The sequence below is a fragment of the Streptomyces sp. SAJ15 genome, from assembly GCF_007595705.1.
GTDB lineage: Bacteria > Actinomycetota > Actinomycetes > Streptomycetales > Streptomycetaceae > Streptomyces.
Genome location: NZ_NISY01000003.1, coordinates 311,591 through 330,728, shown reverse-complemented (window position 1 = coordinate 330,728; position 19,138 = coordinate 311,591). Strand labels below are relative to the sequence as shown.

Annotated in this window: 17 protein-coding genes; 11 read left to right on the top strand and 6 right to left on the bottom strand. The window is 74.2% G+C overall.

The window, feature by feature from the left end:
• The first annotated feature begins 253 nt into the window (after positions 1-253).
• Positions 254-1,933 carry a GAF domain-containing sensor histidine kinase gene (locus CD790_RS11630; protein WP_144383098.1) on the top strand — a complete coding sequence of 560 codons (1,680 nt, stop codon included), beginning with the start codon at positions 254-256 and terminating at the stop codon, positions 1,931-1,933.
• Positions 1,934-2,225: 292 nt separating this feature from the next.
• Positions 2,226-3,821: a peptidoglycan DD-metalloendopeptidase family protein gene (locus tag CD790_RS36795; protein WP_399217343.1), complete on the top strand. Its 1,596-nt coding sequence runs from the start codon at positions 2,226-2,228 to the stop codon at positions 3,819-3,821.
• A 26-nt stretch (positions 3,822-3,847) separates the two neighbouring features.
• Here CD790_RS36795 and CD790_RS11620 read toward each other — a convergent pair whose 3' ends face one another.
• Positions 3,848-4,726, bottom strand: a complete 879-nt coding sequence (locus CD790_RS11620; RefSeq protein WP_144383097.1) for a Cof-type HAD-IIB family hydrolase — start codon at positions 4,724-4,726, stop codon at positions 3,848-3,850.
• A gap of 263 nt (positions 4,727-4,989) precedes the next feature.
• Between CD790_RS11620 and CD790_RS11615 the strand changes: the two genes are divergently transcribed.
• The 3 genes from CD790_RS11615 (at position 4,990) to CD790_RS11605 (ending at position 7,683) form a co-directional block, all read left to right on the top strand.
• Positions 4,990-5,904, top strand: coding sequence for an LLM class flavin-dependent oxidoreductase (locus CD790_RS11615; protein WP_144383096.1), 915 nt, complete (start codon positions 4,990-4,992; stop codon positions 5,902-5,904).
• 269 nt (positions 5,905-6,173) lie between these two features.
• Positions 6,174-7,088: a zinc metalloprotease HtpX gene (gene htpX / locus CD790_RS11610; protein ID WP_144383095.1), complete on the top strand. Its 915-nt coding sequence runs from the start codon at positions 6,174-6,176 to the stop codon at positions 7,086-7,088.
• 4 nt (positions 7,089-7,092) lie between these two features.
• Positions 7,093-7,683 carry a PspA-associated protein PspAB gene (locus tag CD790_RS11605; protein WP_144383094.1) on the top strand — a complete coding sequence of 197 codons (591 nt, stop codon included), beginning with the start codon at positions 7,093-7,095 and terminating at the stop codon, positions 7,681-7,683.
• Between the two features lie 63 nt (positions 7,684-7,746).
• Here the strand turns inward: CD790_RS11605 and CD790_RS11600 are convergent, their stop codons facing one another.
• Positions 7,747-8,199 carry a hypothetical protein gene (locus tag CD790_RS11600; RefSeq protein WP_144383093.1) on the bottom strand — a complete coding sequence of 151 codons (453 nt, stop codon included), beginning with the start codon at positions 8,197-8,199 and terminating at the stop codon, positions 7,747-7,749.
• Between the two features lie 62 nt (positions 8,200-8,261).
• Between CD790_RS11600 and CD790_RS11595 the strand changes: the two genes are divergently transcribed.
• The 3 genes from CD790_RS11595 to CD790_RS11580 all read left to right on the top strand — a co-directional run bounded on the left by CD790_RS11595 (position 8,262) and on the right by CD790_RS11580 (position 11,312).
• Entirely contained in the window at positions 8,262-8,786 is a 525-nt protein-coding gene (locus CD790_RS11595; protein WP_144383092.1) for an SMI1/KNR4 family protein, read from the top strand.
• A gap of 339 nt (positions 8,787-9,125) precedes the next feature.
• Positions 9,126-10,031: a LysR family transcriptional regulator gene (locus tag CD790_RS11585; RefSeq protein ID WP_144383091.1), complete on the top strand. Its 906-nt coding sequence runs from the start codon at positions 9,126-9,128 to the stop codon at positions 10,029-10,031.
• Positions 10,032-10,334: 303 nt separating this feature from the next.
• Positions 10,335-11,312, top strand: coding sequence for an aminoglycoside phosphotransferase family protein (locus CD790_RS11580; RefSeq protein ID WP_144383090.1), 978 nt, complete (start codon positions 10,335-10,337; stop codon positions 11,310-11,312).
• Positions 11,313-11,327: 15 nt separating this feature from the next.
• Here CD790_RS11580 and CD790_RS11575 read toward each other — a convergent pair whose 3' ends face one another.
• The 4 genes from CD790_RS11575 to CD790_RS11560 are packed head-to-tail and all read right to left on the bottom strand — an operon-like array spanning position 11,328 to position 14,939.
• A complete protein-coding gene (locus CD790_RS11575) occupies positions 11,328-12,086 on the bottom strand; it encodes an ABC transporter permease subunit (RefSeq protein ID WP_144383089.1) in 759 nt (252 codons plus the stop codon).
• A gap of 16 nt (positions 12,087-12,102) precedes the next feature.
• A complete protein-coding gene (locus CD790_RS11570; protein WP_144383088.1) occupies positions 12,103-13,020 on the bottom strand; it encodes an ABC transporter ATP-binding protein in 918 nt (305 codons plus the stop codon).
• Between the two features lie 4 nt (positions 13,021-13,024).
• Positions 13,025-13,909 (bottom strand): ABC transporter permease subunit, encoded by an 885-nt coding sequence (locus CD790_RS11565; RefSeq protein WP_144383087.1) that lies wholly within the window; start codon positions 13,907-13,909, stop codon positions 13,025-13,027.
• Positions 13,896-14,939 (bottom strand): ABC transporter ATP-binding protein, encoded by a 1,044-nt coding sequence (locus CD790_RS11560; protein WP_260867502.1) that lies wholly within the window; start codon positions 14,937-14,939, stop codon positions 13,896-13,898. The genes CD790_RS11565 and CD790_RS11560 overlap by 14 nt, the downstream gene beginning before the upstream one ends.
• A 373-nt stretch (positions 14,940-15,312) precedes the next feature.
• Between CD790_RS11560 and CD790_RS11555 the strand changes: the two genes are divergently transcribed.
• The 3 genes from CD790_RS11555 to CD790_RS11545 all read left to right on the top strand — a co-directional run bounded on the left by CD790_RS11555 (position 15,313) and on the right by CD790_RS11545 (position 19,053).
• Complete coding sequence (locus CD790_RS11555) at positions 15,313-16,158, top strand: M24 family metallopeptidase (protein WP_144383369.1); 846 nt, start codon at positions 15,313-15,315, stop codon at positions 16,156-16,158.
• A gap of 107 nt (positions 16,159-16,265) precedes the next feature.
• Entirely contained in the window at positions 16,266-18,029 is a 1,764-nt protein-coding gene (locus tag CD790_RS11550) for an SDR family oxidoreductase (RefSeq protein WP_260867532.1), read from the top strand.
• A 121-nt stretch (positions 18,030-18,150) separates the two neighbouring features.
• Positions 18,151-19,053 (top strand): metal-dependent hydrolase, encoded by a 903-nt coding sequence (locus CD790_RS11545; protein ID WP_144383085.1) that lies wholly within the window; start codon positions 18,151-18,153, stop codon positions 19,051-19,053.
• Positions 19,054-19,138: the final 85 nt, after the last annotated feature.

The following is a 19,138-nucleotide window of genomic DNA, read 5'->3' as shown; positions in this document are numbered from 1 at the left end:
GCGGGACCCGGGGCGTGAGCAGGCCACCCGCGGGCGGGAGCCGGGCCCGGAGGCGGCGGGGTGGTACGACGGGGAGCGTCGGGAGGCGGCCTCCGAGGACGGAGAACGGGAGGCGGCGCGGCGGGAGGGCGACCCCGGGGAGCGGGAGGCGGCGTCCCAGGGCGCTGCGGCGGCCGCGGTGGATCGGGACGGGCAGCGCGCGGAGGACAAGCGGTTGCTTTCCCTGGCAAAAGGGTCTTATTAGTCTCAGGGCATGGCAGCCTCCGCAGGACCTCAGGAGCCCCAGGGCCCTCCCGGCGCACCAGCGCAGCCGCCCCCGGACCCCAGCGAGTCCCTCGACGCCGCCACCGAGGCGACCCGCTCCCTCCAGGGTCTGTCCTTCGAGCTGACCGCCCGCGTCCCGCGCCTGCTGGAGGCCATGCGCACCATCGGCAGCGGCCTGGACGTGCACACCGTCCTGGACCGGATCGCCGAGACCGCCGCGGAGTTCGCCGACGCGCGCTGCGCCGCCATCGGGGTACTCGACCCCGCCGGGGGCGGCGCGCTGGCCGACGTGATCATGTACGGCGTTCCGCCCGCGGACCGGGACCGGATCCGCGACCTGCTCGCCGATCCCACGGCCGCCCCCACCGCGCCCGGCTGCCTCATGTTCCCGATCCGGGTCCAGGGCGAGCTCTTCGGCGATCTCTACCTCACCGACAAGCGTGGGGGCGGCGAGTTCAGCCTCTCGGAGGTGGGCATGGTGAAGGTGCTCGCCACCGAGGCCGGGATCGCCATCGGCAACGCGCGGATCTACGAGGCCACACGGCAGCGCGAGCGCTGGATCGACGGCTCGGTGGCGGTGACGACCGCCCTGCTCTCCGGCGGCGACGCCGAGGAGGCCCTGTCGGTCGTGGCCGAACAGGCCCGCCGGTTGGCGGTCGCGGCCGCCGGACTGGTGCTGTTGCCGGAGGAGGACGGCGGCCTGGAGATCGTCGCCGCGGCCGCCGACGACCCCGCGGGGCTGCTCGGCACGGTGGTCCCCGCGCGGTCGCCGATCGTGCCGCACCTGCTGGGCGGCGAGCCCGTCTTCGTCGACGACGCGGCGACCGACCCGCGCATGCCCACCGAGTTCGGCCGGCCCCACGGCCCGAGCATGATGCTTCCGCTGCGCAGCGGCGACCGGGTGCTCGGCATCCTGGCCACCCCGCGGCTGCGCGGCGACCGGGCCTTCAGCGAGACCGAGCGCACCCTGGCCACCCAGTTCGCCGACCAGGCCGCGCTGGCCCTGGTCCTCGCCGAGGCGCAGCGCGACCGGGAGCAGCTCGCCGTCTACGAGGACCGTGACCGCATCGCGCGCGACCTGCACGACCTCGTCATCCAGCGGCTCTTCGCGACCGGGCTGATGCTGGAGAGCGCCCAGCGGCGCACGGACACCCCACAGGAGGTGCGCGAGCAGGTCGGCCGGGCGGTCGACGAGCTGGACGCCACCATCCACGAGGTGCGCACCGCCATCTTCGCGCTGCAACAGGGGCCGGCCGAGGTGCCCTCGGGGCTGCGCACCCGCGTGCTGCGCGAGATCGGCACCGCCGCGGTGCCGCTCGGCTTCCAGCCCTCCGTCGTCTTCAACGGGCCGGTCGACGCGCGGGTCGGCGAGCTGACCGCGAAGAACCTCATCGCCGCGCTTCGCGAGGCCCTCTCCAACGCCTTTCGGCACGCCCGCGCGGAGCGCATCGAGGTGTCCGTCGACGCCACCGTGCGGCTGCCGGACGGACGGGAGGGGGTGCGGCTGACCGTCGCCGACGACGGCGTCGGCATCCCGGAGGGCGGCCGCCGCAGCGGGCTGCGCAACCTCGCCCATCGGGCCGAGGCGCTGGGCGGCTCCTGCGTCTACGGGCCGGGCCTGGGGCCGGGCGGCGGCGGCACCCGGGTGGTCTGGGAGGCGCCGCTGTGAGCCGAGGACACGGCCGGGCCGCCGGTTAGCCGGTGTGGTCGGACTGCCCGCGTGGTCGGGCTGCCAGTGGGGTCGGGGCTGACGGCGCGGTCGGGCTGACAGCGGGGGGCGAGGCCGCCGGCGCGGTCGGGAACCGTCAGGGCCCCTGCCGCGATGGACCGACCCGGTCATGCTCCGCGTACGGCCGTACGGGGGGTCGCCTCGGCCCCCGTACCCCGTTCGGCACGCGATTGCGGGTGCGTTCGGGTGGGTGGGCGGGCGGCCGCCGACGGCGCGGGCCACGATCCGTTTCATGCGATATGTGCACCGGCGAAGTGGTGTCACCCACCGCGTCAGGCGCCGCCTCTCGGTGGCGGTGTGCGCGCTGCTCGTGGCCGGATCCGGGGCCGTGGTGGCCGGGGTCCAGTCCGGGCGGGCGGACACACGGGTCGTGGACGGCGAGGAGCGGAGCGCCGCCGCGCAGGCCGCGCGGTTGAGCGTCGACGTGGTCCGGCTCAGCGAACGCGCGGACGGCGTCGCCCGCCGCTACACGCGGGAGCGACGCTCCGTACGCGACCAACTGGCCGTCACCGAACGGGTCTGGCGCGAGTTGCGCCGTGTCCGTGGCACGGTGGTGCAGTTGGAGGACGCGACCGACTACGGCGCGGACGGTGCGGACGGTGCGGCCGGGTCACCCGACGGCTGGGACGACTCCAAGGCGCCACGCGGCACGAGCCGCCGGGCCGCGGTCGCCCCCTCCTCCGGCGCGGTCACCAGGTCCTCCGGCGCGGTCGCCAGGTCCTCCGCCACGGTGCCCCCGGGCTCCGGGGCCCTCACCCCGTCCTCCGCCGCGGCCGTTCGGGGCCCCGCCGCGGGCAGCGTCGCGGCCACCCCGTGGACCCTCGCCGTGTCGCCGTACGCGCCGGCCCACGCCGCCGTGGGCTCGCGCCCGTCCCACGGACCCTCCGCGGGCCGGTGGCGCGCCGGCGGCACGCCGCCGTACGTGGAACCGCCCTTCACGGCACGGCGGGGCGGCCCGCGTTCTTCCGTGCTTCCGGGAGTGGGCGGCTTCCGCGTGGAGCCACCGCCGGCGGTGGGCGAGCCGAGCGGAGAGCGGGCCCTGGCGCGGCGGTTGGGGGCGGCACGGGCGAACAGCCGGCGGCTGGAGCGGAAGTTGGACCGGGCGGCCGAGGCCGGGCGGGTGCACGCCGCGCGGGCGCGGCGACTCGGCGCGGAACAGCGAAGCGTCCAGGGGAGGTTGCAGGTCACGCGGGAGCGGCTGCGTTGGATGACCAGGGACGCGGCGGACGACGAGGAGTGCTTCGTCCTCGACCCGAGGACGCTGGAGCGGTACACCCCCGCCTCCGGCCGTCGCCTCCCGCGCGGGCGGCTGCTGCGCGGCGTACCGCCCTATGCCGTACGCCCCGACCTGCCGCTGCGCTACGACGCCCGGAGCCCGCGCCGGGTGCTGGCCGGTGAGCGCTCCCCCGCGCCGCGGCCGACGCCGTCCTGGACCCGTCCGGTGGAGCGCTATGAGCTCTCCGCGGGCTTCGGCAGCGCCGGGGCGCACTGGGCCAACCGCCACACCGGGCAGGACTTCGCGGTGCCGGTCGGCACCCCGGTGCGGACGGTCGGCGCCGGCGAGGTGGTCTCCATGCGGTGCGGCGGAGCCTTCGGCATGAGCCTGCTGGTGCGACACCCGGACGGCTACTACACGCTCTACGCGCACCTCGCCGCCGTCCTCGCCGTCCCGGGGGAGCCGGTGCGCACCGGACAGTGGATCGCGCTCTCCGGAGACACGGGCAACTCCACCGGGCCGCACCTGCACTTCGAGGTGCGGCGGACCCCCGAACTCAGCTCGGCGATCGATCCGGTGGCGTGGCTGCGCAAGCGCGGCGTGCGCCTCTAGCGCGGCGCCTCGCGCTCACCCGGGCGTCAGCGGCGGCCCAGGAGCTCCTCGATGACCGCCGCCACGCCGTCCTCGTTGTTCCCGTGGGTGCGGTGGGTGGTGGCGGCCAGCACCGCCGGGTGGGCGTTGGCCATGGCGTACGAGGTGCCCGCCCAGGTCAGCATCTCCAGGTCGTTGGGCATGTCGCCGAAGGCCACCACCTGGGAGGGCAGGATGCCGCGCTCCGCGCACCAGCGGGCCAGGGTGCTGGCCTTGCTGACGCCGAGGCCGCTGATCTCCAGCAGCGCGGTCGGGCTGGAGCGGGTGAAGGAGCCGTGCTCCCCGGCGGCCGCGCGGGCCAGGTCCAGGAAGGCGTCGGGGGCGAGCTCCGGGTGGTGCGCCAACAGCTTGAGGATGGGCTGGTCGGCGGCGTCGTGCCCGTCCGCGAGCAGCTTCTCGGCGGGAGCGATGTCGGCCCTCGGGTCGACGATGTACGGCGGGTAGTGCGGCTCGTAGTGGACGCCGGAGGCGCGGTCCACGGCGAAGGAGACACCCGGGGCGACGGCGCGCACCGCCTCCACCACGGCGATCGCGTCGGCGGCCGCGAGCGGGTGGACGTCGATCAGCCGCCCGCCGTCATGCAGGTCCACCAGGGCCGCGCCGTTGGCGCAGATGGCCAGCCCGTGGCCGTGCACATGGTCGCTGACGACGTCCATCCAGCGGGCCGGGCGCCCGGTGACGAAGCACACCTGGAGGCCCGCCCGCTCCGCGGCGGCCAGCGCCGCGACGGTGCGGGCGGAGACCGTCTTGTCGTCGCGCAGCAGGGTGCCGTCGAGGTCGGTGGCGATCAGGCGGGGAGTGGCGGTGGGAGTCCTGTCCGCGGCCGGAGTCTCGGGCTGCTCGGTAGCTGGAGTCACGGCATCCATCCTCCCGCATATGCCGAACAGCTCTGTCCGAAAGGCCGGACCACGGGCCTGCGCACGGTTTCGCTCACTCGGCGTAGGCGAAATGGCTCGCGCGCCTACTGTCCGCTTACGCCCGGCCCGTGCCCCATGCGCGCCCGCGCCCATCGTCGGCCCGAGCGCGCGCCCGGGGAAGCCCCCGCGCCGTGGCCCCCGCCCGTCCCGTGGGTGAGGGCGGTCCGCCGTGGCCCGCCGCGCTGTGGCCGCCACCGCTTACCCTCGACGGCATGCGCTTGAGCACTGTGATTCTTCCCGTCCGCCGCTGGTCCGAGGGCGGCCGCGAGGTGTGGCAGCGCGCCGAGGAGCTCGGCTTCCACGCGGCCTACACCTATGACCACCTGTCCTGGCGTTCCTTCCGTGACGGCCCCTGGTTCGGGGCGATACCGACGCTCACGGCCGCCGCGGCGAGCACCTCCAGGCTGCGCCTGGGGACGCTCGTCACCTCCCCGAACTTCCGCCACCCGGTCACCCTGGCCAAGGAGCTCATCTCGCTCGACGACATCTCGGGCGGGCGGGTCACCCTCGGCATCGGCGCGGGCGGCGTGGGCTTCGACGCCACCGCCCTGCTGCGCGCGGACGAGGAGCCCTGGCCCGTGCGCGAACGCACCGCGCGGTTCGGCGAGTTCGTCCCGCTGCTGGACCGGCTCCTCAGCGAGGACGTGGTGACCGCCGAGGGCACGTACTACAGGGCCCGCGAGGTCCGGAACATCCCCGGCTGTGTGCAGCGGCCCCGACTGCCCTTCGCGATCGCGGCCACCGGCCCGCGCGGTCTGCGGCTGGCGGCGCGGTACGGGCAGGCGTGGGTGACCACCGGTGACCCCAGGCTCGCCGAGACCGGCACCCCGCGGGAGTCGCGGGCCGCGGTCGCCCGGCAGATCGAGGCCCTGGGCGGGGCGTGCGCCGAGGCCGGCCGGGACGCGGCCGAGCTGGACAGGATCCTGCTCACCGGCTTCACCCCGGAGCAGAACACGGTGCTGGACTCGGTCGACGCCTTCGTGGACTTCGCGGGCGCCCACGCGGAGCTGGGCATCGACGAGATCGTGGTGCACTGGCCGATCGCCGACTCGGTCTTCGCGGCCGACCCGGCGATCTTCGAGAAGATCGCCATGGAGGTGCCGGCGCAGCTGGGCGCGGACACCTAGCCGACGGCCGCGACCCGGCACGACGGCCATGGGCCGTCCCGTTGGACCGTTGTCGGCGACCGGGAGTCGTTCTCGACGGCCGAGGCGCTACGAGGCGCTTCCAGGCGCTTCCAGGCGCTTCGAGGGGCTGAGAACCACCTTCGGTGGCTGAGGGCCGCCCTCGGCGAGTCGGTCGAAATTCGGTTGATACCGCCGATAAAGGGGAAAATCGGGTGTGTGGGGGGCATGCGCGCCCAGGGAGGTGCGTGCGCCCGCGGAGGTGTCATCCCATGTCACGCACCCGATTCACCCCGGACCGGGGGTTGGCCACCCGGATGGTCGGCACGATGTTCCTCATCGGGCTGCTCTACGTGGCCGTCGTCGGCGTTCTGCTGGTGCTGCTGAGCGGCTACTGGCCGGTGATCCTGCTCATCGCGGGTGGGCTGTTCGTCGCGCAGTTCTGGTTCAGCGACCGGATCGCCGCCCTGAGCATGGGCGCGCGCGAGGTCACCCCCGAGCAGGCGCCCGAGCTGCACGGCGCGGTGGACCGGCTGTGCGCGCTCGCCGACATGCCCAAGCCGCGGGTGGCCGTCGCCGAGAGCGACGTGCCCAACGCCTTCGCCACCGGGCGTAACGAGCGGACCGCGCTGGTGTGCGCCACCACCGGGCTGCTGCGGCGGCTGGAGCCGGAGGAGCTGGAGGGCGTGCTGGCCCACGAGCTGTCCCACGTCGCCCACCGCGACGTGGCGGTCATGACCATCGCCTCCTTCCTGGGGGTGCTGGCCGGGATCATGACGCGGGTCGCGCTCTGGGGCGGGCTCGCCAGCGGGGACGGCGACGGAGACGGGGACGACGGCGGCGCGCACCTCGCCCTGCTGCTCGTCCCGCTGGTCAGCACCGTCGTCTACGCGATCAGCTTCGTGCTCACCCGCATGCTGTCCCGCTACCGCGAGCTGACCGCCGACCGCTCCGCGGCGCTGCTGACCGGTCGCCCCTCGGCGCTGGCCGCCGCGCTCACCAAGGTGACCGGCGACATGGCCCGCATCCCGACCCGCGACCTGCGGCAGGCCGAGCCGTTCAACGCCTTCTACTTCGCCCCGGCCTTCTCCGGCGCCACGCTGAACCGGCTGCTGTCCTCGCACCCCACCCTGGAGCAGCGACTCGACCAGCTCGGGCGCATCTCCGCGGAGCTGGGCAGGGGCTGAGACCGTGGGCCTCCTGGACACCATCCTCGGGCGCAGCAAGCCGGTCCGCCCCGACCTCGACCAGCTCTTCGCCCTGCCCTCGGCGGCCATCACCCTCCAGGCCGGGGCCGGGTTCACCCCCACCGGCGTCGGCTCCGTCTGCTTCGCCAGCGTGGAGGGCGGCGCCTTCGAGCAACTGCGGCAGGACGTACAAGCCCTGCTCGACGCCGACACGGAGCGCGGCGGCGTCCCGGTCGAGTTCAGCCGGGACGGCTACGGCTACACCTGGCTGCTGGTCCGCCAGCCGCCCGAGGACACCCCGGCCCTCGTCAACGACCTGCACGCGGTGAACACCGCCCTCCAGGACGGCGGCTTCGGCCCACAGCTGCTCTGCTCCCTGATGGCCTTCCGCGCCGCCGACCCCGGGCGCGTGCTCGCCCTCGTCTACCTCTACAAGCGCGGCACCTTCTACCCCTTCGCCCCGCTCCCGGGCGCACGCGGCGAGCGGCGCGACAACGCCCTGGAGCTCCAGGTGCGGTCGCTGCTGGCGGACGACCTGCGGGTGGAGCGGGAACTCGACCGGTGGTTCCCGGTCTGGGGGGCGCCGGGGCTGTAGTGCCGGCTCCCGGCCCGGCCGGGGCTCAGCGCACGCGCGAGCCGCGCCCGGGCCCGGCTGGGCTCAGCGCACGCGCGAGCTCAGCCAGGGTGTCAGGCCGGGCGTGTGGACGAGCTCCCGGTACGTACGGTCCCCCGGCAGCGGGACCACCAGCCGCCACCCCGGCGGGAACAGCCGGCCGCTGACGTGCGCCAGTCCGCCGTAGACCGAGCGTAGGAAGTCGGGCACGTCGGCCCGCGGCAGATCGTGGAAGACGACCCCGTCGACGTCGATCGTCGCGTCCCCCTCGGAGTACAGCTCGATCTCCACCCGCGGCGAGCCGTCCAGCTCCACGAACGCCTCGTGCGGCAGCGAGCCGTCCGCGTCGGTCACCGTCCCCACCCCCGCGGCGAGCCGCCGCGACGTCCGGTCGGCCCCGATGTCATGGGTCGCCGCCATCGTGCGTCCCCGCTCCTCCGCGACCTCCCGGATCGCGGCGAGGACGGATTCGGTACTGGCGAAGGGTTGTTGGTCCATACCACCCGATCCTGCCCTACGGCGGTGGCCCGGGTGTCGGTGCCCGGGGTTAACCTGCGCCCGTGACCACCACCGACGATCGCGACTTCCCCGCCGCACTCTCCGCCCTCGCCCGTGTCGAGTTCGACTACGCCGACGGCGACGGGGTCGACTACGAGCCCTACGACGCCTTCCACTCCGCCGAGCGGACCACCTTCTGGCTGCGGCACTGGACCGGCAACCACGACCTGGACGGCGACGACCTCCGGCCCTTCGGCCAGGACGGCAGCGGCGGGTACGCGGCGTTCTGGCTGGCTCGGCCGGACCGGCCGCTGGCCGACCAGCCGGTGGTCTTCTTCGGCTCGGAGGGCAGCCTGGGCGTGGTCGCCCCCGACCTCGACGGCTTCCTGTGGCTCCTCGCCGACGGCTTCGGCCCGATGGAGGCCGTCGAGGACCCGGAGTGGGAGGGGGCCGGTCCGAACGCGGAGGTGGCGCGCATCGCCGAGCGTCACGCCCGGGGTCCGCGGCAGCCGGCCGCGACGGTGCTGCGCCGGGCGCGGGAGGAGTTCCCGGACTTCGTAGACGCCATCAAGTCGCTCTGTCGCTGAGGCGAGCGGCACGCCGCGCCCGCGCGGCTCGCCTGTCGTCGAAGCTGTCGAAGCCGTCCAAGCCGTCCAAGCCGTCCAAGCCGTCCAAGCCGTCCAAGCCGTCCAAGCCGGCGACGCCGGCACGCCGGTCCCGCGCGGTCGGCCGTATCGCTGTAGCCGGCGCGCCGGTCCCGCCGATGACGGCGGGTCGGCACCCGTCCACCGCGGCCGTCCGGTCCGGATCCGGCCGACCGCGGTGGACGGGTTGCCGCCCTGGGCCCAGACAGATCGTCGCGGTGAGCCGAGCCCCAAGTCAATCCTCGGGTTTTCTTTCAAAGGCCCAAGTCATAGCTTGGGTTGGTGACTCTGGATGATCTACGGGCCTTCGTCGCCGTCTGCGACACCGGCAGCCTCAGCGCGGTCGCCCGCGACCTCGGCTGCACCCAGTCCGCCGTGAGCCAACGGGTGAAGCGGCTCGAACAGGAGCTGGGCATCGCCCTGCTGGAGCGCCAGCCGCGCGGGGTGGCGGCGACTCAGGCGGGATGGATCCTGCACCGCGCGGCGGCCGAGGGGCTGAGCGGCCTCGACCACGCGCTGCGCCGACTGCGGGACCTGCGGCGGGGCGAGGTCGGCACGGTACGCGTGACCACCGGGGCGACCAGCGTCCGCCACTTCATGGCGGCCGGCGTGGTGGACTTCCGGCGCCGCCACCCGCTGGTGAGCCTGGAGTTCCAGACCGAGAACTCCAGCCGCGGCTGTCTGAAGGCGCTCGCCGACAACAGCGCCGACCTGGCCTGGATCACCATCCGGGAGCCGGTGCGGGGCGTGGAGCAGCGGACCGTCGTCGAGCTGCCCTGGGTGCTGGCCGTACGGGCCGACGACCCGCTCGCGGAGCGCGCGGCCATCGGGCCCGAGGAGTTCGCCGCCATCCGCCACATACGGCTGCCCGAGAACTCGCTGTCCCGGCTGCGGCTGGACGAACACCTCACCCGGCGGGGCACCGAGGCGGTGTCCACCACCAGCGTCGCCGACTGGGACACCGCCATCCTCCTGGCCGAACTGGGTCTGGGCCACGCGGTGGTGCCCGCGCTGCCCGGCTGGCGCGAGCCCGACCGGCTCGACCTGCGGCTGATCCCGATCCCCTGGCTCCCGCCGCTGGCGGCGGGATGGGCGGTGCGGCGGTGGGAGGCGCTCAGCCCGGTCGCGATCGAGTTCGCGGAGACCGTCACCGCCGACCTCGTCCGCCGTGCCACCGGGCCTTCCTGACGCGCGCCGGGCGGATTCTGACACGCCGCCGGGCGGACTCTGACACGCCATCGGGCCGTCCCCGGCGGGCCGTCCGAGGCGGTCTGCGGCGGGCCGTCGGGGGCGGTCTCCGGCGGCGCTGTACGCGTCCCGCGCAGTCCCGGCACTCCCGGGACTCGCCGCTGGTCGCGAACGTAGGATGCGAAGCGCCGGGCCACCCCATGGGCTGACGGCCCGCAGGGGGATAAGGCGCCGTCGGGTCAGGGGCGTTGAGGGGTGCGGAGGCTTCGTTCCCGTACCAGCCGCACCGAGGAGCCACCCTTCATGAGCCGAATCGCCGTTCCCGCCGGACTCGCCGCCGCCTACGCGGAGCACGGGGACGAGAGCGCCGCCGCGTGGATCGCCGCCCTACCGGAGCTGGCGGACGGCTTCCTCCAGCGGTGGGAGCTGCGGCCGGACGGCCCCTCGGCCCATGGCGCGGCCGCGCTCGTCGTGCCCGTGCGGCGGGCCGACGGCACCCCGGCCGCGCTCAAGCTCCAGCACGTCACCGACGAGACCGTCGGCGAGCCGCTGGGCCTGCGAGCCTGGGCGGGCGACGGCGTCGTGCGCCTGCTGGAGCACGATGAGCCGTCCGGGACCATGCTCCTGGAGCGGCTGGACGGCCGGCGCTCGCTGGCCTCCGTCCGGGACCCGGAGGTGGCGCTGCTGACCCTGGCCGGGCTGCTGGCGCGGCTGGTCGCCGTCCCGGGCCCGGCCGGGCTGCGCACCCTGGCCGGCGTCGTCGACGGGATGCTCGCGGACGCGCCGGTGGCGTTGAAGGCGGTGCCCGACGCCGACGAGCGGGAGCTGCTGGAGCGCTGTCTCGCGGCGGCGGAAGAGGTCCGCGACGAGCCCGGTGACCGGCTGCTCCACTGGGATCTGCACTACGAGAACGTGCTGGCCTCGCTGCCCGGCTCCGGGCGCGGACCGTGGCTGGCCATCGACCCCAAGCCGCTCGTCGGCGACCCCGGCTTCGAGCTGTTGCCCGCCCTGCGCAACCGCTGGGAGGACCTGGTCGCCACCGACGACCTCCCGCGGGCGATCCGTCGCCGCTTCGACCTGATGACCGAGGTGCTCGGCCTTGACCGGCAGCGCGCCGCCCGCTGGACGCTCACCCGCGTGCTGCAGAACGCGCTGTGGGATCTCGAAGACGCCGAGGACGCCGCCGAGCTTGAGGACGCCGCCGAGCTTGAGGACGACGACGAGCTGCTCCAGGAGGAGCAGCTCGTCATAGCGAGGGCCTTGGCGCCGCGGCTGCAGTGACCCCGCGGCCCGGGCTCACTCCTCCCCGGAGAGCGTGAGCGCGCGCAGCTTGCGGCCGGCGTACCAGGTGGCGGTGACCGTCACGCCGACCAGCAGGACGACGGCGAGCGGCAGCCCCACGTCCGAGGTGATCGTGTCGTGCTCGGCGATCTTCTGCGCGACCGCCAGCGACCACTGCTGGACGCTGAGGGTCCGGGCGCCGGCGACCAGGTTGCCGAAGACGGACTCCCAGACGAGGGCGTAGACCAGGCCGGCGACGACCGCGTGTCGGGTGACCGTGCCCAGCAGCAGGAAGATCGCGCTGTAGGCGACGGAGGCCACCGCGGCGGCCGCGGCGTAGGCGACCGCCAGGCCCTGGCTGTTGCCGTTGAGGACGAAGCCGGCCACCAGGGTCGGCAGCGCGGAGAAGGTGACCGAGACGCCGATGGCGACGACCAGCTTGGTGAAGATGATCGTCGGACGCTTGACGGGCTTGGCGAGCAGATAGACCACCGAGCCGTCGTCGATCTCCGGGCCGATCGCTCCGGTGCCGGCGATCACGCCGATGAGCGGCACCATGGTGGCGAGGGCGAAGCCGCCCAGGACGCCGTCGGCGGTGGCGTCGTCGGCACCGCTGAGCACCCGTACGGCGACGGAGATGAGCAGCAGCAGGGCGGGCAGCGCCGCCAGGATCAGCGCACGGCGGCGGCCCAACAGGGCGCGGTAGGTGAGCCGGGCGACGGTGGGGTGGTAGAGCGCGGGGCCGGACCTGGCGGAGACGGCGGTGGTGGACATATCGCTTTGGCTCCTTTCAGGCCGCGACGAGGTAGGAGAAGACGCTCTCCAGGGACTCGTCGGAGGGCGAGACCGTGAGGAGCCGGATGCCGTGCTCACGGGCCACGCGCGGCAGTAGTTCGGTGAAGCGGCCGAAGTCGACCGCCTGGACGCGCAGCTCGCCCTCCCGGGTGTCGACCTCGATCCCGGAGGTGGAGGGGTCGGCGATGAGCGCGGCGGCGAGCGCGCGGTCGTCGCTGGAGCGCACCAGGTAGCGGTGCGGGCGGTCGGTCATCAGCCGGCGGATCTTGCGGAAGTCGCCGGAGGCGGCGTGCCGGCCGGCCACGATCACCTCGATGTGCGCGGCGAGCTGCTCCACCTCCTCCAGGATGTGCGAGGAGAACAGCACGGTGCGGCCCTCGGCGCCCATCCGCCGCAGCAGGTCCATCAGCTGCATGCGCTGGCGCGGGTCCATTCCGTTGAACGGCTCGTCCAGCAGCAGCACCGACGGCTCGTGCACCAGCGCCGACGCCATCTTCACGCGCTGCCGCATGCCCTTGCTGTACGTGGAGATCCTGCGGGTGTCCGCGTGCTCCATCTCGACCGTGGCGAGCGCCTTCTTGGCGGCGGCGACCGGCCGCTCCAGGCCGTGCAGCTCGGCGTTGGCGAGCACGAACTCGCGCCCGGTGAGGAAGTCGTACATCGACTCCCGCTCGGGGACGATGCCGATGTGCCGGTACGCCTGCTCGTTGCGCCAGATCGGGGCGCCGTCGAGGGTGACGCTTCCGGTGGAGGGGGCCAGGAAGCCGCCCATCATGTTGATGAGCGTGGACTTCCCGGCGCCGTTGGGGCCGAGCAGACCGGTGACCCCCGGGCCGATGGTCATGGTCACGTCGTTCACGGCGACGACGTTTCCGAACCAGCGCGAGACGTTGTCGATGGCGATGGTGGTCACGGTGTTACAGCCCGGCCTTTCGGTAGCGGCGCATCAGCAGGCCGTACGAGCCGGCGATGAGGCCGAGGAGGACGAGGAGGTAGACGGCTCCGGTCGCGGCGTCGGGGCCGTACTGGCCGGGGAACTGCGAGGTGGCGCCCAGGAAGGCCGACTGCACGCCGTCGACGAGGGTGATCGGCGAGAACAGGCCGAGCCAGCTGATGGCGTCGGTGCTGCCCTGGCCGAAGGCGATGGCCTGGACGGCGCTGACCGCCCCGTAGGAGATGGTGAGGACGGCGATGATGGCGGCGACGCCGAAGCCGCGGCGCGGGGTGAGCGCGGCGACGACCAGGCCGATGCCGGCGAACAGGAGGGACAACAGGGCCACGGAGACCAGTCCTTGCGCCACGCCCTTCGTCTGTTCCACGAAGTCGAGCTTGGCGAGCAGGGCGCCCACGTACAGGATCAGCACGGGGGCGGCGGTGAGCAGGAAGAGGGCGGAGGCCATGGCCGCGAACTTGGCCAGGACGTAGTCGACCGTCTCGATGGGGCGGGAGAAGTACAGCGGGACGGTCTTGAAGCGCAGGTCGCGGGAGACGGACTGCGGGGCTTGTGCCGCGATGTACAGCCCGATGACGGCCTGGAGCAGGAGCGCGTACTCCGTGTACTCCACGGGCAGCTTCTCCGACTTCAGGGTGACCGCCGTCGCCACGATGATCCCGGCGGGCAGGCACATCACGGCGAGCAGGATGAACGGCAGCACCTTGGACTTCGCCGACCGGCCCAGGCCGTAGGCGCCGCGCAGGCTCTGGGAGAACAGCGAGCGGCGGGCGTAGGCGCGGCCCAGCCGCGGTCCGTCGTAGTGGCGGTAGCCGATGTTGTGGATGACGTTGACGTCAGGCTGCGTCATGGCCGACCGCCTCCTTCTGCTGTGCGGGGTGCTGCGTGTGGTCGCCGGTGCCCGGGGCGTGCGGGGCCGGGGGGCCGCCCGCGCGGTCCGCGGTGTCGCCCGCGCGGTCCGTGTCGCGGAAGATCTCGGCGATGCGGTGCCGGCGTTGTTCCATGCGCACCAGGCCCACGCCGAGGTCGACCACCGCGTCCCGCACGGTGTCGTAGGTCTCCTCGCCGGCGATGTCGACCAGCAGCAGCCGGCCGTCGGTGCCGACCTCCAGGCCGGCGGCGGTGAGCCGGGCCAGCAGCGTGTCCTCGTGGTCGGTGACCTCGACCGCGAGGGAGGCGGTGGCCTGGGTGAAGTCGCTGGTGGAGCTGGAGCGCAGCAGCCTGCCGCCGTCGATGACCACGACGTGGTCGCAGGTCCGCTCCAGCTCGCCGAGGAGGTGCGAGGTGACCAGGACCGAGATGCCGAAGTCGGTGTGGACGCGGCGGATCAGGCCCAGCATCTCGTCGCGGCCGACCGGGTCCAGGCCGTTGGTCGGCTCGTCCAGCAGCACCAGCCGCGGGTCGTGGACCAGCGCCTGGGCCAGCTTGACGCGCTGTTTCATACCGGTGGAGTAGCCGCCGATGGGGCGGTAGCGCTCCTCGTAGAGGCCGACGTGGCGCAGCGTGTCGGCGGTGCGCTCGCGGGCGGCGGCCGGCGGCAGCCCCGACATGCGCGCCATGTGGACGACGAACTCGGTGGCCGAGACGTCGGGCGGCAGACAGTCGTGCTCGGGCATGTAGCCGACCCGCTCGCGGATGGCGCTGCCCTCGGTGGCCACGTCGAGCCCGAGCACGCGGGCGGTGCCCTCGCTGGCGGGGGAGAGCCCCAGGAGGATCTTGATGAGCGTGGATTTGCCGGCGCCGTTGGCACCCACCAGGCCGGTGACGCCCGGTGTGATGTCGACGGAGAGCCGGTCGAGCGCGGTCACCCGGGGGTACCGCTTGCTCAGGCCTTCGGTAGCGATCACAGTCACGCCTTCGACGGTAGTGGCGCGCGCCACAGCCGACGTCAGTCCTGACGGCTGGATTCGCGTACTCCTCGGGTCTGACCCACCCGTAGGGGGGCGGGGTCGGCGCCCCGGGTGACCTGCGGGCGTGGCGGGGAGCCTGGGCGTGTCCGGCGGGTGCCTGACGAGCGGGTGCCCGACGAGGGTGCCTGGCGGGTGCCTGGGGCGGCGGGGTCGGTGGCCGGGGCGCGGGCTTGTGCCGTGCGCCCGTTACCGCGAGTATCCCCAGGGCGCGCAGACCCCTTGACGTCGCCACGGGAGATTGTCACATTCATTGGTGTCACGTTACGGACGCGTAGCGCGCACGACGCGCGCCTCGCCCTGGACGAGCGGACAGACGGAGAGCGGGGACGGTGGCGCCATGGCCATGACCTCAGCGGTGGGCGGGTGGCAGGACACGGAGCTGCGGGGCTTCAGGGAGGTGCAGCGCCTGGGGTACGAGTGCGCGGAGGCGGTCGCCGCGCGGCTGCGCCCCGGGGTGACCGAGCGGGAGGCGGCCCGGATGCAGCGGGAGTGGCTGCGCGAGCGCGGGGTGCGGGACTGGTTCCACCTGCCCTTCGCCTGGTTCGGGGACCGCACCGCCTTCGTGGGCTTCCGCGTGCCGCTCCAGTTCTTCCCCACCAACCGGCGCCTGGAGCCGGGTATGCCGTTCATCCTCGATCTCGCCCCGGTGTTCAAGGGGTATCCGGCCGACGTGGGGTACGCGGGCTGCCTCGGCCCCAACGCCCTGCACGAGCGGCTCCTGACCGACCTGCGGGAGCACCGGGAGCTGATCCTGCGCGAGGTGCGCGAGCGGCGCACGCTCCGCGAGATCTACACGGACGTGGACCGGCTGATGGCCCGCCAGGGCTACGCCAACCGACACCGGGCCTATCCCTTCGGGGTCATCGCGCACCGGGTGCACCGGGTCCGGGAGCGCCGCTGGTCGCCCCGGCTGTTCGGGTTCGGCACCCAGAGCCTCAAGGGCCTGGCCTCGGACGCGGTGCGCGGCCACCGCGAGGGCTGGTCCCCGCTGTGGAGCCCGCACCGCTTCTCCGACCACCCGCCGCGGCCGGGCCTGTGGGCGGTCGAGCCGCACCTCGGCTTCCGCGGCACCGGAGCGAAGTTCGAGGAGCTCCTCGTGGTCACCGACTCCCGGGACCCCGAGGAGAGCGCCTTCTGGCTGGACGACGATCTGCCGCATGTGCGGCGCTGGAACGAGGAGGGCTCGTGACCGACGCACCCCAGGCACCCGGCACCGGCGGCGCGGGGGAGGCCCCCGGAGCGAGTGCCGCCCCCGGCGCGGACGAGGCGCGCGAGCGCCGGGTCCGCAGCGGCGAGGTGGAGCTGTGCGTGGCCGAGTGGGGCCTCGCCGGGGCGGCGGACCCCGACCGCCCCACCGTGCTGCTGCTGCACGGCTACCCGGACAGCAAGGAGGTCTGGGCGCCGGTCGCGCGGCGGCTGGCGGACCGCTTCCACGTGGTCGCGTACGACGTGCGCGGCTGCGGGAGCTCCACCGCCCCCTCCCCGCTGCGCGGCGGCTACCGCCTGGAGCTGCTCACCGACGACTTCCTGGCCGTGGCCGCCGCGGTGAGCCCGGACCGCCCTGTGCACGTGGTGGGCCACGACTGGGGCTCGGTCCAGGGGTGGGAGTGCGCCACCGTGCCCCGCGCCGAGGAGCGCATCGCCTCCTTCACCTCCATCTCCGGCCCCTCGCTCGACCACTTCGGGCACTGGATCAAGCGGCGGATGACCCGCCCCACCCCACGCCGGACGGCCCACCTGCTCGGCCAGACCGCCAAGTCCTGGTACGTGTACGCGCTGCACACCCCCGCCCTCCCGGAGGCGCTGTGGCGCGGCCCGCTCGGCAGGCGCTGGCCACGGCTGTTGGAGCGCACCGAGGGGGTGCCGGCCGGGGACTACCCGACACGGTCGCTGCCCGACGACGCCGCGCACGGCGCCTGGCTCTACCGGGACAACGTGCGGGAGCGGATGATTCGGCCGCGCGAGGACGCCTACGCCCATGTGCCGGTGCAGCTGATCGTCCCGACCGGGGACGCCTTCCTCTCCCCGCGGCTCTACGACGACCTGGAGCAGTGGGTGCCGCGGCTGACCCGGCGCACCATCGCCGCCAAGCACTGGGTCCCGCGCACCCGGCCCGACCAGCTCGCGGCCTGGATCACCGAGTTCGTCACCTCGGTCGAGGGGCGCGACGGCCGGGAGACCGGCGGCTGCGTCCCGAGCCCGGCCGCCTCCGCCCGCAAGGTGAACAGCGCCTACGCCGAGCGCTTCGGCGGCCAGCTGGTGCTGGTGACCGGCGCGGCCAGCGGCATCGGCCGGGCCACGGCCTTCGCCTTCGCGGAGGCGGGGGCGCGGGTGGTGGCGGTGGACCGGGACGCGGAGGGCGCCGCGCGCACCGCCGAGCTGGCGCGACTGATCGGGGCACCCCGGGCCTGGGCGGAGACCGTCGACGTCGCCGACGAGCAGGCCATGGAGAAGCTCGCCCACAAGGTCGCCGCCGAATACGGGGTGGTGGACGTGCTGGTCAACAACGCCGGCATCGGGCTGTCCGGCTCCTTCCTGGACACCACCACGGACGACTGGCGCAGGGTCCTCGACGTCAATCTGTGGGGCGTGATCCACGGCTGCCGGGTCTTCGGCCGACAGATGGCCGAGCGCGGCCAGGGCGGACACATCGTCAACACCGCCTCGGCCGCCGCCTACCAGCCCACCCGCTCGCTGCCCGCCTACGGCGCGTCCAAGGCGGCCGTGCTGATGCTCAGCGAGTGCCTGCGGGCGGACCTCGCCGACCAGGGCATCGGTGTCTCCGCCGTCTGCCCCGGCTTCGTCAACACGAACATCGCCGCCACCGCGCGCTTCGCGGGCGTCCCGGACCACGAGCAGCGGGACCGGCAGGAGAAGGCCGCACGGCTGTACGGGCGGCGCAACTACCCGCCGGAGAAGGTCGCGGACGCCATCCTGCGCGCGGTGCTGCGCGACCAGGCGGTGGTGCCGGTCACCCCGGAGGCGCGCGTCTCCCGGCTGCTGGCGCGCGTCTCGCCGCGGGCGTTGCGCGCCATAGCCCGCATCAAGCCGCCGCTGTAGCCCGGCGGCCGCCCGTGTACGCGGGGCGGCCCCCGACGCCCCGCGCACACACCCCGCACCCGTGCTCCGGCACCCACCCGGCGCCGATGCCCCGTGACCACCCCTCGTGAAGGGCAGGGAGTTGACCGATCACTATCCGATCCGCCCGCGCCGGGTCGCCTTCGACTGGCGGCGCACCCCGCTGCACTGGATACCGGACGAGCCCACCGCTACTCACGTCATCAATGTGCTCCACCTGCTGCTGCCCGCCGGGGAGCGCTGGTTCGTCAAGGTCTTCAAGGAGGCCCTGCCACTGGTGGACGACCCGGTGCTGCTGAAGGAGGTCAAGGGCTTCATGGGGCAGGAGGCCACGCACAGCGTCCAGCACTCCCACGTCCTGGACCACCTGGCGGACCAGGGCCTGGACACCACCCCCTACACCCGCCGCGTGGAGTGGATGTTCGACCGGCTGCTCGGCGAGCGGCCGCCGCTGGGTCTCCCCCTCACCGACCGGGAGTGGCTGCGCTACCGGCTCTCGCTGATAGCGGCGATCGAGCAGTTCACCGCGGTGCTCGGGGACTGGGTGCTGCGCGCGGAGGCGCTGGACCGCGCCGACTGCGACCCGGTCATGCTGGACCTGCTGCGCTGGCACGGCGCGGAGGAGGTGGAGCACCGCGCGGTGGCGTTCGACATGTACCAGCACTGCGGCGGCTCCGGCCTGCCGCGCTACGCCCGCCGCGTCGAGGGCATGGCCGTGGCGGCCCCGGCGCTGCTGTGGCTGTGGGCCGTCGGCGCCTCCTACCTGATCCGCCACGATCCGCGGCTCGCCCGACGGCTGCGGTACTCCCTGCGGGAGCACAACCGGGCCGTGCGCAAGGGGCTGCTGCCGAGCTGGCGCGAGCTCGGCGGCGCGATACCCCGCTACCTCAGGAGGTCGTACCATCCCTCGCACGAGGGGTCGCTGCGCCGGGCCGTGGACTATCTGGCCACCTCACCCGCGGCCCGTGCCGCGGCGGGCGCGATAGGCCGCGCGGCCGCCTCGTAGGGAGGCGGCGAGGTTGTCCGAGCACGACGGTGACGGGCGGTTGCGGTACGGCGGGCGGGCCGGGCACGGCGGGCAGAGGGCGCGA